The sequence below is a fragment of the Streptomyces muensis genome (genome assembly GCF_021474425.1).
Classification (GTDB): Bacteria; Actinomycetota; Actinomycetes; order Streptomycetales; family Streptomycetaceae; genus Streptomyces; species Streptomyces muensis.
Genome location: NZ_JAKEIP010000247.1, coordinates 1 through 12,226, shown reverse-complemented (window position 1 = coordinate 12,226; position 12,226 = coordinate 1). Strand labels below are relative to the sequence as shown.

Genomic DNA, 12,226 nt, shown 5'->3' with positions numbered 1-12,226 from the left:
GCGACGACGGCTACGCCGACGAGGTCACCGGCTTCAACCTGGCCGCGTTGCACACCCCGGACGTGGTCGTGGGCGCGCCGGGCGGGCCCGACAGCGTGACGGCCCTGCGCTGGGCGGCGGCCTCTTCCGCCCAGCGCAGGGCGAGCGCGGCGGCCTTGCGGGAGGCCTCCGCGACGGCCTCGGGGCCGCCTTGGCCGCCCTTGGCCTGCGCTGCCGCGTATCCGACGAGGAAGGTGGTCAGCGGGGCCGCGGGCCTGGCCACGCCGTGGGCGGCGTCGCGGGCGAGGTCCAGCAGCAGCTTGGTGTCGACGTCGAGGTCGAGGCCGAGTTCGTCCTTGACTGCGGAAATCCATTCATCCAACACGTGCCCATGCTCCCTGATGCGTGCCCTGGCGGTGGCGATGTCGTCCCAGGTGTCGCAGTCGAAGGACGCGACGGGGTCGGGGACGCGGGTGAGTGCGAGCGCGCCGGTGAGCCGGCGCAGGGGGAGGCCGGTGAGGCCGTCGTTCTCCCGGGTGAGCGCGGCCAGTTCGCGGTGCAGCGCGGTCGCGCGGTACGCGGCGACGAGGGGCTGGTCGCGGCCGTCGGCGTCGGTGAGGAGCGCGCCGTCGGCGTCTGCGGCACGCAGCGCGGACAGCAGCCGTCGTACCGTGCGCTCGTCGAGGAAGGGCAGGTCGGCCGAGAGGACGACGACCTGCTCCGCGGTGGTGTGCCGCAGTCCGGCGTCCAGGGCGGCGAGCGGGCCGCCGCCGGGCGGGTCCTCACGCGCCCAGGTCACCGGCCGCGCGGTCGTTCGGGGCTCGGCGACGACGACGGTGGTCCGCGCGTCGGCGCAGGCGGCGAGCACCCGGTCGAGCAGCGGGCGCCCGCCCACGCGCACACCGGGCTTGTCCGCACCGCCGAGCCGTCGCGCGCCGCCCCCGGCGAGCACGACGGCGTCGTAGGCGACGTCGTGTCCGGCAGTGGCGGCGTCCGGTGCGCCGGTCGGTTCGTACGCGGTCACCCCCCGAGTATGCGTGCCTCCGCGATCACAGGGAACGCAGGGGAAGCAGCGGTCCCCGGGGGATCCGTCACAGCGTGCGCAGCAGCACCGCCGGGTGTTCGACGCAGTCCGCCACATAGCGCAGGAAGCCGCCCGCCGTGCCGCCGTCGCAGACCCGGTGGTCGAAGGTGAGCGAGAGCTCGACGACCTGCCGGACCGCGAGCTCGCCCTCGTGCACCCACGGCTTGGGGATGATGCGGCCGACGCCGAGCATCGCGGCCTCGGGGTGGTTGATGATCGGCGTGGAGCCGTCGACGCCGAACACGCCGTAGTTGTTCAACGTGAAGGTGCCGCCGGTGAGTTCCGCGGGGGTGAGGGTGCCTGTGCGGGCCGCCTCGGTCAGCCGGGCGAACTCCGCGGTGAGCGACTCCGCGTCCCGCGCGTGCGCGTCCCGGACGACCGGGACGACGAGTCCGCGGTCGGTCTGCGCGGCGAATCCGAGGTGCACCTGGTCGAGTTGGACGACCTCCCTGGCCTCCATGTCGACCGTCGAGTTCAGCTCGGGGAACCGGGCCAGGGCGGCCGTGCAGATCCGGGCCAGCAGGGCGATCAGGGAGATCTTCGGCCCTCCCGCCGCGTTCATCGCGGTGCGTGCCCGCATCAGTTCCGTCGCGTCGGCGTCCACCCAGCAGGTGGCGTCCGGGATCTCCCGCCGGCTGCGGGAGAGCTTGTCGGCGACGGCGCCGCGGATGCCCTTGAGCGGTGTGCGGATGCCGCCCGCGGGGGCGGAGGAGCGGACGGGGGCCTGCGCCGCGGGCGCCGGAGCCGGCGTCACGCGCGGGTGCGGCTCGGCGGCCGGCTGCGCGGTGCGGCCGTGCACCTCGGCGGCGCGCAGCGCGTACTCGACGTCGGCCCGCAGGATGAGCCCGTCCGGCCCGGAGCCGTGCAACTCCCGCAGGTCCAGGCCGTGCTCGCGGGCGAGACGGCGCACCAGCGGGGAGATCACGGGCACGGGGCCCTCGCCTCGGGTCTCCTCGTCGGCCGCCGCGGTGTCCCTGCCAGGCCCTGCAGGGCCGTGGCTCGCGGCGCCGTGCCCCGCCGCCGTGCCGACGGGTCGGGCCACGCTCTCGGCGGGCGGGGTGGCCTCACGCGTGGCGGCGCCGTTCGCCGGCTGGGCGGCCGGTGGCGTCGGGGTGCCCGGCCGGACCCTGCGGCGCCGGGCCGGTGCCTCGGAGGTGCCGTAGCCCACCAGGACGTTCCCGGAGCCCTCGGTCTCGCCCTCGGCGGGCGCGCCCACCGCGACCGTGATCAGCGGCGCCCCGACGGGCAGCTCGGTGCCCTCCTCGCCGAACCGGGCCGTGACCACTCCGGCATAGGGGCAGGGGATGTCGACCATCGCCTTGGCCGTCTCGACCTCGACGACCGGCTGGTCGACCGCGACGACGTCACCGACCTCGACCAGCCAGCGGACGATCTCCGCCTCGGTGAGCCCCTCCCCGAGGTCGGGGAGCTTGAACTCGAGCACCTGTGCCATCAGCTCTCGGCCTCCCACTGCAGACGCCCCACGGCGTCCAGGATCCGGTCCACGCCGGGCAGGTGGTGACGCTCCAGCATCGGCGGCGGATAGGGGATGTCGAACCCGGCCACGCGCAGCACCGGCGCCTCCAGGTGGTGGAAGCAGCGCTCCGTGACCCGGGCCGCGATCTCCCCTCCCGGTCCGCCGAACCCGCCCGACTCGTGTACGACGACCGCTCGCCCGGTCCGCCGTACCGAGGCGGCGACCGTCTCGTCGTCGAACGGCACCAGCGAGCGCAGGTCGACGACTTCCAGGTCCCACCCCTCCTCCCGGGCCGCCTCGGCGGCTTCGAGGCAGACGGGCACGGACGGTCCGTACGTGATGAGCGTGGCGCTCCTCCCCGAGCGCCGCACCACCGCGCGGCCGATCGGTTCAACGCTCGGCGGGTCCTGCGGGTTCCAGGTGTCCTTCGACCAGTACAGCCGCTTGGGCTCCAGGAAGACCACCGGGTCGTCGGAGGCGATGGCGGCGCGCAGCAGGCCGTAGGCGTCGGCGACGGTGGCGGGCGTGACGACATGGAGCCCCGGAGTCGCCATGTAGTACGCCTCGGAGGAGTCGCTGTGGTGCTCGACGCCGCCGATGCCGCCGCCGTAGGGGACGCGGATCGTGATCGGCAGCGGCATCTTGCCGCGGGTGCGGTTGCGGGTGCGCGAGACGTGCGAGATGAGCTGCTCGAACGCCGGGTAGGCGAACGCGTCGAACTGCATCTCCACGACCGGGCGCAGGCCGTACATGGCCATGCCCACCGCAGTGCCCAGGATGCCCGCCTCGGCGAGCGGCGTGTCCGTGCAGCGGTCCTCGCCGAACTCCTTGGCGAGTCCGTCGGTGACGCGGAAGACGCCGCCGAGCGTGCCGACGTCCTCGCCCATGACGTGCACGGACGGGTCGGCTGCCATGGCGTCGCGCATCGCGCGCGTGAGGGCCTGCGCCATGGTGGCCGGCTTGACGGCGACGGTGGTCATCGGTGCGGCCCTTCGGACTCAGCGTGCAGCTCCGCCTGCAACTGGGCGCGCTGTTCGCGCAGTTGCGGCGTGGGCTCGGCGTAGACGTGGTCGAACAGGTCCATCGGGTCGAGCGCCGGGTCCTGGTTCATGCGGTCGCGCAGGTCGGCGGCCATGGTCTCGGCGGCGTCGCGGGCTGCCTGGATGCCGGCCTCGTCGATCAGGCCGCGCTCGGTCAGCTCGTGCTCCAGCAGGGCGATCGGGTCGTGCCCGCGCCAGGTCTCGACCTCGGAGTCGCCGCGATAGCGGGTGGCGTCGTCGGCGTTGGTGTGCGCGTCGACGCGGTAGGTGATCGCCTCGATCAGCGTCGGGCCGCCGCCCGCGCGGGCGTGCCGTACGGCGTCGCTCAGCACCTCGTGCACTGCGGCCGCGTCGTTGCCGTCGACCAGGCGGCCGGGCATGCCGTAGCCGACGGCCTTGTGGGCCAGCGACGGGGCCGCGGTCTGCTTGGCGAGCGGGACGGAGATCGCGAAGCCGTTGTTCTGGACGAGGAAGACGACCGGCGCCTGCCATACAGCGGCGAAGTTCAGCGCCTCGTGGAAGTCGCCCTCGCTGGTGCCGCCGTCGCCGACCATGGCGAGCGCGACCACGTCGTCGCCCTTGAGGCGTGCGGCGTGCGCAAGGCCGACGGCGTGCGGGAGCTGGGTGGCGAGCGGCGTGCACAGGGGGGCCACGCGGTGCTCGTACGGGTCGTATCCGGTGTGCCAGTCGCCGCGCAGCAGGGTCAGGGCCTGCACCGGGTCGAGGCCGCGGGCCACGGCGGCGAGGGTGTCGCGGTAGCTGGGGAACAGCCAGTCGCGGTCCTGGAGCGCCAGCGCGGCGGCGACCTCGCAGGCCTCCTGGCCGGTGCTGGACGGGTACACCGCGAGGCGGCCCTGCTTGGTGAGCGCGGTCGCCTGCGCGTTGTACCGACGGCCCCGCACCAGCTCGGCGTAGAGCCGGCGCAGCAGGTCCGGGTCGGCCTTCGCGGCCGCCTCGGTGCCGAGCACGCGGTACGGCTCGGCGTCGGGCAGCAGCGGCGCGGGGTCCATGCGGGGCTGCCAGGCGGGCGGCGGCGATGGCCGGTACGCGCCTCGCTGCTCCATGACCGTCATGACGGCACCTCCTCGTGGGAGCGGCTACGGGAGGCGCGTCGACTGTGAGGCGCCTCACCTACCGATTGTTCGGTCGTCGGCACATTTTGGCTACAGGCACCCTCAGGCTGTGGACAAACGGTTCTCCACAGCCTCCAATGAACGCAGTACGTCCACGGGAGGAAGGTGGGGGGACATGGCGCCTGAACAAATGGCCGAAAGCCCGGACGGCGGCGCCCCCCTGCCACCGGCGCGCCCGCTCGACGCCATCGATCAGGACATCCTCCAGATGCTCCAGGCGGACGGCCGCGCGTCGATACGCTCTGTCGCCGAACGGGTCCATGTCTCGCGCGCCAACGCCTACGCGCGCATCAACCGTCTCGTCGAGGACGGCGTCATCCGCGGTTTCGGTGCCCGCGTCAACCACGAGCGCGCGGGTCACGGGACGTCGGCCTACATCACCCTCAAGATCGTCCAGAACACCTGGCGCACGGTCCGCGAGCAGCTGCGCCAGCTTCCCGGCGCCTCGCACATCGCCCTGGTGGGCGGCGACTTCGACGTCCTGCTCCTGGTGCACACCCCCGACAACCGCGCCCTGCGCGAACTGGTCCTCACCCGGCTCCAGGCGATCCCGGAGGTCCTCAGCACCCGCACGCTGCTGGTGTTCGAGGAGGAGGATCTGGAGCCGCAGGGCTGAGCGCTCCGCTGGTAGAGCCGCAGCATGCCGTCGTTCGTCTGCGGCGCCGTCGTGGCTGGTCGCGCCCGCGCGGCGGAGCCGCACATCGATGCGGCCCCGCGCCCCTTAAGGGCGTTGCCCAACCGGAGCCGACACCGCCCCGCAGGCAGCCGTCAGCCCGGCTGTCGCAGCCCCCCGAACACCAGCCGCACCACCGTGTCCGCGACCTCGCGCTCGTTCATGCCGCGGCCGTCCGGGCGGTACCACTCCACGATGGAGTTGATCATCCCGAAGACGAGCCGGGTCGCGAGGCGTACCTCCACGTCGGCGCGGACCTCGCCGTCCGCGGCGGCGGCCTTGAGGAGTTCTGCGACCTGGTGGTCGAAGTCGCGGCGGCGTTCCAGGGCCCAGCGCTCGGTGTCGGTGTTGCCGCGGACGCGAAGGAGCAGCGTGACGTACGGCAGGTCGGTTATGAGCACCTCGACCATGCGCCGGACGACGTGTTCGAGGCGGTCGGCGGCGTGGCCCACGCGCGCGTGCTCCTCGTCGAGGATCCCGAAGAGCCCGTCGAGCGCACGGCTGACGGCGCGGCGCAGCAGCTCCTCCTTGCCCGTGACGTGGTGGTAGATCGACGACTTGGAGATGCCGGCCGCCTTGGAGAGGTGCTCCATGGACGTGCCGTCGTAGCCGCGCTCGTTGAAGACCCGCACGGCGACGGAGAGCAGCGTCTCCGGGGTGTACGTGTCGCGCTTGGCGGTGGTCATGAGGTGTTGCCCTCCCGCTTGTCGGAGGCGTACGCGTGGCGGTACAGCGCGAGGGACGGCGCGTAGCGCCCCGAGGGGTCGCGCAGGTGCAGGTCGTCCAGGAGGGCGTACGCCCAGTTGCGGCCGAGCCTGCGGCTCCACTCGAAGGGGCCGAGCGGGTAGTTCACGCCCAGCCGCATCGCGGTGTCGATGTCCTCCTCGGTGGCCACGCCCTTGGCGACGGCGTCGTGCGCGAGGTCGACGATCCGGGCGACCGTGCGGGCGACGATCATGCCGGGGACGTCGCCGATGACGCTGACCTGCTTGCCGAGCGCCTGGAAGAGGCCGGTGGCCTCGGCGAGGGTCTGCGGCGAGGTGTCCTGGGAGGCGGACAGGGCGATCCGGGTGGCCCGCCGGTAGTCGAGCGCGAGGTCGAAGTAGACGACGTCCCGGAACTCCACCGAGGTCTGGCCGTCGGCGAGCGCGAGCTGGCCGCCGCCGGGCAGCACCAGGCGGGTGCCGTGGTCCTCGTCCTCCTCGCGGACCGGGATGCCCGCCTCGCGGATCAGCGCGAGCAGTTCGGAGGCGGGGCCCAGGTCGCCCTCGGCGACGACGTAGGCGGGCGGCGAGGCCTTCTCCGCGGTGTGCGGCTCGTCCGGCTCGGCACCCTCGGCGTAGTCGTACCAGCCCTGCCCGCTCTTGCGGCCGAGCCGGCCGGACTCGACCAGGCGGCGCTGGGCGAGCGAGGGCGTGAAGCGCACGTCCTGGAAGAAGGACTGCCACACGGAGTGCGTGACGGACTCGTTGACGTCCTGCCCGATCAGGTCGGTCAGCTCGAACGCGCCCATCCTGAAGCCGCCGCACTCGCGCAGCACGGCGTCGATGGTCGCCGGGTCGGCTCCCTGCGCCTCGTGGACGGCGAAGGCCTCGGCGTAGAAGGGCCGGGCGATGCGGTTGACGATGAAGCCGGGGGTGTCGGCGCAGGCGACCGGCGTCTTGCCCCAGGCGCGTGCCGTCTCGTACGCGCGCGTGGCGTACGTGACGTCGGTGGCGAACCCGGAGACGACCTCGACGAGGGGAAGCAGCGGGGCCGGGTTGAAGAAGTGCAGGCCCACGAAGCGGCCGGGCAGCCGCAGGGCGCCGCCGATGGCCGTGACGGACAGGGACGAGGTGTTGGTGGCGAGCAGACAGTCCTCGCCGACGATGCCCTCCAGCTCCCGGAACAGCTCCTGTTTGACGTCCAGGCGCTCCAGGACGGCCTCGACGACCAGGGCGCAGTCCTCGAGGTCGGCGAGCTCCTCGGCGGGCAGCAGACGGGCGCGGGCGGCGTCGCGGTCGGCGCCGGTGAGGCGGTCCTTCTCGACGAGCCGGTCGAGCCGGGCGCCGATCGCGTCGGCCGCGGCCCGGGCACGCCCGGGAGCGGCGTCGTACAGCCGTACGGGATGGCCCGCGACCAACGCGACCTGGGCGATGCCCTGGCCCATGGTGCCGGTGCCGACCACGGCCACGGGGCTGCTGAGGTCGAGTGCTGTCATGTGCGCGATCCTCCCGCACGGGGTTTTCCACAGATGCGGCGGACCCCCTTGAACCGACCGATCGTTCGGTTACTCTAACTCTGACCGCCCGTTCCTGCCCATGTTTCTGCCCAGGTCATGAGCTCGACGAAGAGCTCTTCAGACGAGGAGTTGGTCCCGCATGGCCACCGCCGAACTGACCGCCCACGAGCTGATCGCCAAGCACCGGCCGACCCTCGACCAGGCGCTGGAGGCGATCCGTACCCGCGCCTACTGGTCCCCGCACCCCGAGCACCCCAAGGCCTACGGCGAGAACGGCAGCCTGGACATGGCGGCGGGCAAGGCCGCCTTCGACGCCCTCCTGGGCACCCGTCTCGACCTCGGCCAGCCCGGCACGGACGGCTTCGTGGGCGGCGAGGTCTCCCCGTACGGCATCGAGCTGGGCGTCGAGTACCCGCACGCAGACATCGACGAGCTGCTGCCGGCCATGAGGTCCGGCATGCGCGCGTGGCGGGACGCGGGCGCGGAGATCCGCGCGGTGGTCTGCGTGGAGATCCTCAAGCGGATCAGCGACCGGACGCACGAGTTCGCGCACGCGGTCATGCACACCTCCGGCCAGGCCTTCATGATGGCGTTCCAGGCGGGCGGCCCGCACGCGCAGGACCGCGGCCTGGAGGCGGTGGCGTACGCGTACGTCGAGCAGGTCCGCACGCCCGACACCGCGGAGTGGACCAAGCCGCAGGGCAAGCGCGACCCGCTCGCGCTCAACAAGCAGTTCACGCCGGTCCCGCGCGGGATCGCGATGGTCGTCGGCTGCAACACCTTCCCGACGTGGAACGGCTACCCCGGTCTGTTCGCGTCCCTGGCCACCGGCAACGCGGTCCTGGTCAAGCCCCACCCGCGCGCGGTGCTGCCGCTCGCGCTGACCGTGCAGGTCGCGCGGCAGGTGCTCGCCGAGGCCGGCTTCGACGCGAACCTGGTCGCGCTGGCCGCCGAGCGACCCGGCGAGGGCATCGCCAAGACCCTCGCCACCCGCCCCGAGATCAGGATCATCGACTACACCGGCTCCACGTCCTTCGGTGACTGGCTGGAGTCCAACGCCCGCCAGGCGCAGGTCTACACGGAGAAGGCCGGCGTCAACTCGGTGCTCGTCGACTCGACGGACGACTACAAGGGGATGCTCTCCAACCTGGCCTTCTCGCTGTCCCTGTACAGCGGCCAGATGTGCACCACCCCGCAGAACCTGCTCGTCCCCCGCGACGGCATCCGCACCGACGAGGGCCCCAAGACCTACGACGAGGTCGTCACCGACCTCGCCCGCGCGGTCGACGGCCTCCTCGGCGACGACGCCCGCGCGAACGCGCTGCTCGGCGCGATCGTCAACCCGGACGTCAAGTCCCGGCTGGAGGCCGCCGCGGGCCTGGGCGAAGTCGCCCTCGCCTCCCGGGAGATCGCCAACCCGGAGTTCCCGGACGCGGTGGTCCGTACGCCGGTGATCGTCAAGCTGGACGGGGCGAAGCCGGACGACGAGGCCGCGTACATGAGCGAGTGCTTCGGGCCGGTGTCGTTCGCCGTGGCCGTCGACTCGGCGTCGGACGCGGTGGAGCTGCTGCGGCGGACGGTACGGGAGAAGGGGGCGATGACGGTCGGGGCGTACACGACCGACGACGAGGTCGAGGGCGCGGTTCAGGAGGTCTGCCTGGAGGAGGCCGCGCAGTTGTCGCTGAACCTCACGGGCGGGGTGTATGTGAACCAGACCGCCGCGTTCTCCGACTTCCACGGGTCGGGGGGCAATCCGGCGGCCAACTCGGCGTTGTGCGACGGGGCGTTCGTGGCGAACCGGTTCCGGGTTGTGGAGGTTCGTCGGGAAGCCTAAGAGCTCGGGAGGTGTGCTGAGTGCGCGGCTGCCGGTTCGTTGTGGCTAGTCGCGCAGTTCCCCGCGCCCCTGAAGGGGCGCTCCCGTGCCGGTGCTCCAGTGGTACAGGGTCATGGCCACGCTCGTCGCCAAGTTGTAGCTGGAGACCTGGGGGCGCATCGGCAGGGACAGCAAGTGGTCGGCACGCGTGCGTAGTTCGGCCGACAGGCCGCTGCGCTCGGAGCCGAAGGCGAGGACGGCGTCGTCCGGGAGCTTGACGCCTCGGATGTCGTCGCCCTCCGGGTCGAGGGCGTACAGCGGACCTGGTGGCAGCTCGGGGACCGTCAGGCGCTCCACGGCCGTCGCGAAGTGCAGGCCCGCGCCGCCGCGTACGACCGTGGGATGCCAGGGGTCCAGGGTGCCGGTGGTGACCACGCCGGTCGCGCCGAAGCCGGCGGCCAGACGGATCACCGCGCCCGCGTTGCCGAGGTTGCGGGGCTGGTCGAGGACCACGACGGGGGCGGCGCGCGGGATGCGGGCCAGCCTGTCGAGGTTGGCGGCGCGGGACGGACGTACCGCGAGGGCGGCGACGGCCGTGGGGTGCGGACGCGGCACCAGGGAGGTGTACGTCGATTCCGGGACCTCGGTCAGGAGCTCGTCCAGGGTGTCCCGTACGTCCGGCGCCAGTTCCTCGGCGAGGGCGAGCGCGGCGGCCCGGTCGACGGCGACCGCCACCGGGACCTCGGCTCCGAAGCGCACGGCGTGCTTGAGGGCGTGGAAGCCGTCGAGCAGCACCGAGGTGGCGGCAAGCCGGTTCCAGGAGGTCACGGTCATGCCGTGAAGCCTACGTGCGCGTGCTCGGGGTTCTCCGGGCCGCGGGGTCCGGGCAGTTCCGTGCCGTCGTCGTCGCGGCGCAGCAGCCGCGACAGGCCGCCACGCGCGCGTGCCGCCCAGCCGCCGAGCCGGCGCAGGAACGTCGTCGGCAGGAACACCGCGTCCGCCGCGATCATCGCCAGCGAGAAGAACGGCAGTCCGAGGACGACCGCGATCACGGCGTGCTCGGTGATCATCGCGGCGAGCAGGACGTTCTTGACGCGCCGGTTGAACAGCGTGAACGGGAAGGCGACCTGCACGATGACCGTGCCGTAGGTGATGAGCATCACCATGAGGCCGCTGGACGACAGCAGCTCGGCGAGGGCGGGCCAGGGCGAGAAGTAGTCGAGGTGGAGGGGGTAGTGGACGGCGGTGCCGTCCTGCCAGCGGGAGCCCTGGATCTTGTACCAGCCGGCGGTCGCGTAGATCAGACAGGCCTCGGCCATGATCACCAGCAGGGCGCCGTTGTGCACGATGTTGCCGACGACGTCGAGCAGGATGCGGGGCTCGGCGGTCGACGCGCGGCGGCCCACGAGCCACCACACGGCCTGGGCCAGCCAGACGCCCCAAAGGATCACCGGCACGGTCAGGTCGCCGTCCAGGCGGCCGGTCACGGTGACCGCGACCAGCGCGAGCCCGAGCACGCTCCACAGGACCGGGCCGATCCGGTCGGGCCGGTTCCGCTCGCCACGCGCGCGTGCCTCGCGCGCGAGCCTGGCCCGGCGCTCGTCCAGCGACCAGACCTGGCCGCAGCGCGTGAACACGAGGTAGACGCACATCAGGTGCAGGACGTTGTCGCCGCCGTCGCCCATGAAGATGGAGCGGTTCTGCAGTGAGAGCACGCCCACCATGAACAGCACGGACATCGTGCGGGTGCGCCAGCCGAGCAGCAGCAGCACGCTGGTCAGCACGGCGAGGGCGTAGACGCTCTCGAACCAGAACTGGCCGCTCGACCAGATCAGGGCGGTGAAGGACCCGTTCGTGCCGATCAGCTGCTGGGCCAGGTCGAAGTCCCAGGGGCCGTCGGGGCCGTACAGCTCCTGGCGGTTGGGGAACTCGCGCAGCAGGAACAGCAGCCAGGTCGCGGTGAAGCCGATGCGGATGACGGCCGTCTGGTAGGGGCCGAGGGCGGATTCGGTGACCCGGGCGATGGCCGCGGAGATCGCGAGGGCGAAGCGGCTCACCGGGCGCCCTCCTCGGCCCCGCGCAGGGCACCCGCCCGGCCCGCGCCCACGGTCTTGCCCGCGCCGCCTGCCGTGTTCGCGCTATCCGCCTTATCTGCCTTGTCTGACTTGTCCGCCTGTATCGACCACCAGGGCAGCATCCGGTCGGTCGGCTTGTCGGAGACCTGCTCGTCGCTCCACTTCGGCGGCCGCACATTGGTGGTGCGGGAGCGGATCTGGACACGCTCGACGACGCCGCCCTCACCGGCCGCGTTCGCCCGGTCGAGGCGCAGCTCCACTATGCGCCGCAGGTATGTCTCGGACAGGGCGCCGCGCAGGCCCACGGGACGGTTCTGGGCGTCGTGCGTGGCGACGAAGAAGTCCCAGGCCCGGCGCAACTCGTTCTGCTGGGTGTGGCTGGGAAGCAGATTGCCGTCTATGGCCCGGCCGTCCTGGGCCGACAGGTCGTACCAGCCGGTGGTGCGGGTGCCACCGTCCGCCGTGCCGACCTCGGCGCGGACCTGGACGGCGATGTTCTGCTGCAGCGGGTTGGGCGCGAACAGCTTCCAGTTCTGTTCGAACTCCGGGTATATCCAGTCGTCGATCGCCTTGCCGTGCTGCTTGGTGACCGTGTTCGGCGGGGCGACGTGCAGGAAGACCATGCCTATGTGGACGCAGACGGCTATGGCCACGACCGCGAGGGCGAGCGCGGCGCCGATCTGGTATCGCAGGGAGAGGGCGGCGACGCCGGTGCGCGGTTCGGGGGCTGT

At 72.5% G+C, this 12,226-nt stretch carries 11 protein-coding genes; 2 read left to right on the top strand and 9 right to left on the bottom strand.

Annotated features, from left to right (window positions below; genetic code table 11):
* Positions 1-10 precede the first annotated feature (10 nt).
* The 4 genes from L0P92_RS35745 to pdhA form a co-directional block, all read right to left on the bottom strand.
* Positions 11-1,003: an NTP transferase domain-containing protein gene (locus L0P92_RS35745; RefSeq protein ID WP_234767219.1), complete on the bottom strand. Its 993-nt coding sequence runs from the start codon at positions 1,001-1,003 to the stop codon at positions 11-13.
* A gap of 67 nt (positions 1,004-1,070) precedes the next feature.
* Entirely contained in the window at positions 1,071-2,516 is a 1,446-nt protein-coding gene (locus tag L0P92_RS35740; protein ID WP_234767218.1) for a dihydrolipoamide acetyltransferase family protein, read from the bottom strand.
* The gene (locus L0P92_RS35735; protein WP_234767217.1) at positions 2,516-3,520 is read right to left on the bottom strand and encodes an alpha-ketoacid dehydrogenase subunit beta; all 1,005 of its coding nucleotides are present in this window, start codon (positions 3,518-3,520) and stop codon (positions 2,516-2,518) included. The genes L0P92_RS35740 and L0P92_RS35735 overlap by 1 nt, the downstream gene beginning before the upstream one ends.
* Positions 3,517-4,653 (bottom strand): pyruvate dehydrogenase (acetyl-transferring) E1 component subunit alpha, encoded by a 1,137-nt coding sequence (gene pdhA / locus L0P92_RS35730; protein WP_234767216.1) that lies wholly within the window; start codon positions 4,651-4,653, stop codon positions 3,517-3,519. Before pdhA ends, L0P92_RS35735 begins: the two co-directional genes overlap by 4 nt.
* Before the next feature lie 190 nt (positions 4,654-4,843).
* Between pdhA and L0P92_RS35725 the strand changes: the two genes are divergently transcribed.
* Positions 4,844-5,329 (top strand): Lrp/AsnC family transcriptional regulator, encoded by a 486-nt coding sequence (locus L0P92_RS35725; RefSeq protein ID WP_234767220.1) that lies wholly within the window; start codon positions 4,844-4,846, stop codon positions 5,327-5,329.
* A 152-nt stretch (positions 5,330-5,481) separates the two neighbouring features.
* Here the strand turns inward: L0P92_RS35725 and L0P92_RS35720 are convergent, their stop codons facing one another.
* Both L0P92_RS35720 and L0P92_RS35715 read right to left on the bottom strand, forming a co-directional pair.
* The gene (locus tag L0P92_RS35720) at positions 5,482-6,072 is read right to left on the bottom strand and encodes a TetR/AcrR family transcriptional regulator (RefSeq protein WP_234767215.1); all 591 of its coding nucleotides are present in this window, start codon (positions 6,070-6,072) and stop codon (positions 5,482-5,484) included.
* A complete protein-coding gene (locus tag L0P92_RS35715; RefSeq protein ID WP_234767214.1) occupies positions 6,069-7,586 on the bottom strand; it encodes a 3-hydroxyacyl-CoA dehydrogenase in 1,518 nt (505 codons plus the stop codon). Before L0P92_RS35715 ends, L0P92_RS35720 begins: the two co-directional genes overlap by 4 nt.
* Before the next feature lie 160 nt (positions 7,587-7,746).
* Between L0P92_RS35715 and paaN the strand changes: the two genes are divergently transcribed.
* Complete coding sequence (gene paaN / locus L0P92_RS35710; RefSeq protein WP_234767213.1) at positions 7,747-9,441, top strand: phenylacetic acid degradation protein PaaN; 1,695 nt, start codon at positions 7,747-7,749, stop codon at positions 9,439-9,441.
* Between the two features lie 45 nt (positions 9,442-9,486).
* On the opposite strand, the gene L0P92_RS35705 is transcribed toward paaN, so the two are convergent.
* The 3 genes from L0P92_RS35705 to L0P92_RS35695 all read right to left on the bottom strand — a co-directional run.
* Positions 9,487-10,254 (bottom strand): TrmH family RNA methyltransferase, encoded by a 768-nt coding sequence (locus L0P92_RS35705; RefSeq protein ID WP_234767212.1) that lies wholly within the window; start codon positions 10,252-10,254, stop codon positions 9,487-9,489.
* Positions 10,251-11,477, bottom strand: a complete 1,227-nt coding sequence (locus L0P92_RS35700; RefSeq protein WP_234767211.1) for an HTTM domain-containing protein — start codon at positions 11,475-11,477, stop codon at positions 10,251-10,253. Before L0P92_RS35700 ends, L0P92_RS35705 begins: the two co-directional genes overlap by 4 nt.
* Positions 11,474-12,226 (bottom strand): DUF5819 family protein (locus L0P92_RS35695; RefSeq protein ID WP_234767210.1); only part of this gene is annotated, 753 nt, incomplete at its 5' end. The genes L0P92_RS35695 and L0P92_RS35700, both read right to left, overlap by 4 nt.

Excerpts from the sequence above, each read along its gene's own strand:
- paaN (WP_234767213.1), top strand. The coding sequence starts at position 7,747 with ATGGCCACCGCCGAACTGACCGCCCACGAGCTGATCGCCAAGCACCGG.
- L0P92_RS35720 (WP_234767215.1), bottom strand. The coding sequence starts at position 6,072 with ATGACCACCGCCAAGCGCGACACGTACACCCCGGAGACGCTGCTCTCC.
- L0P92_RS35740 (WP_234767218.1), bottom strand. The coding sequence starts at position 2,516 with ATGGCACAGGTGCTCGAGTTCAAGCTCCCCGACCTCGGGGAGGGGCTC.
- L0P92_RS35705 (WP_234767212.1), bottom strand. The coding sequence starts at position 10,254 with ATGACCGTGACCTCCTGGAACCGGCTTGCCGCCACCTCGGTGCTGCTC.
- L0P92_RS35735 (WP_234767217.1), bottom strand. The coding sequence starts at position 3,520 with ATGACCACCGTCGCCGTCAAGCCGGCCACCATGGCGCAGGCCCTCACG.
- pdhA (WP_234767216.1), bottom strand. The coding sequence starts at position 4,653 with ATGACGGTCATGGAGCAGCGAGGCGCGTACCGGCCATCGCCGCCGCCC.
- L0P92_RS35725 (WP_234767220.1), top strand. The coding sequence starts at position 4,844 with ATGGCCGAAAGCCCGGACGGCGGCGCCCCCCTGCCACCGGCGCGCCCG.
- L0P92_RS35715 (WP_234767214.1), bottom strand. The coding sequence starts at position 7,586 with ATGACAGCACTCGACCTCAGCAGCCCCGTGGCCGTGGTCGGCACCGGC.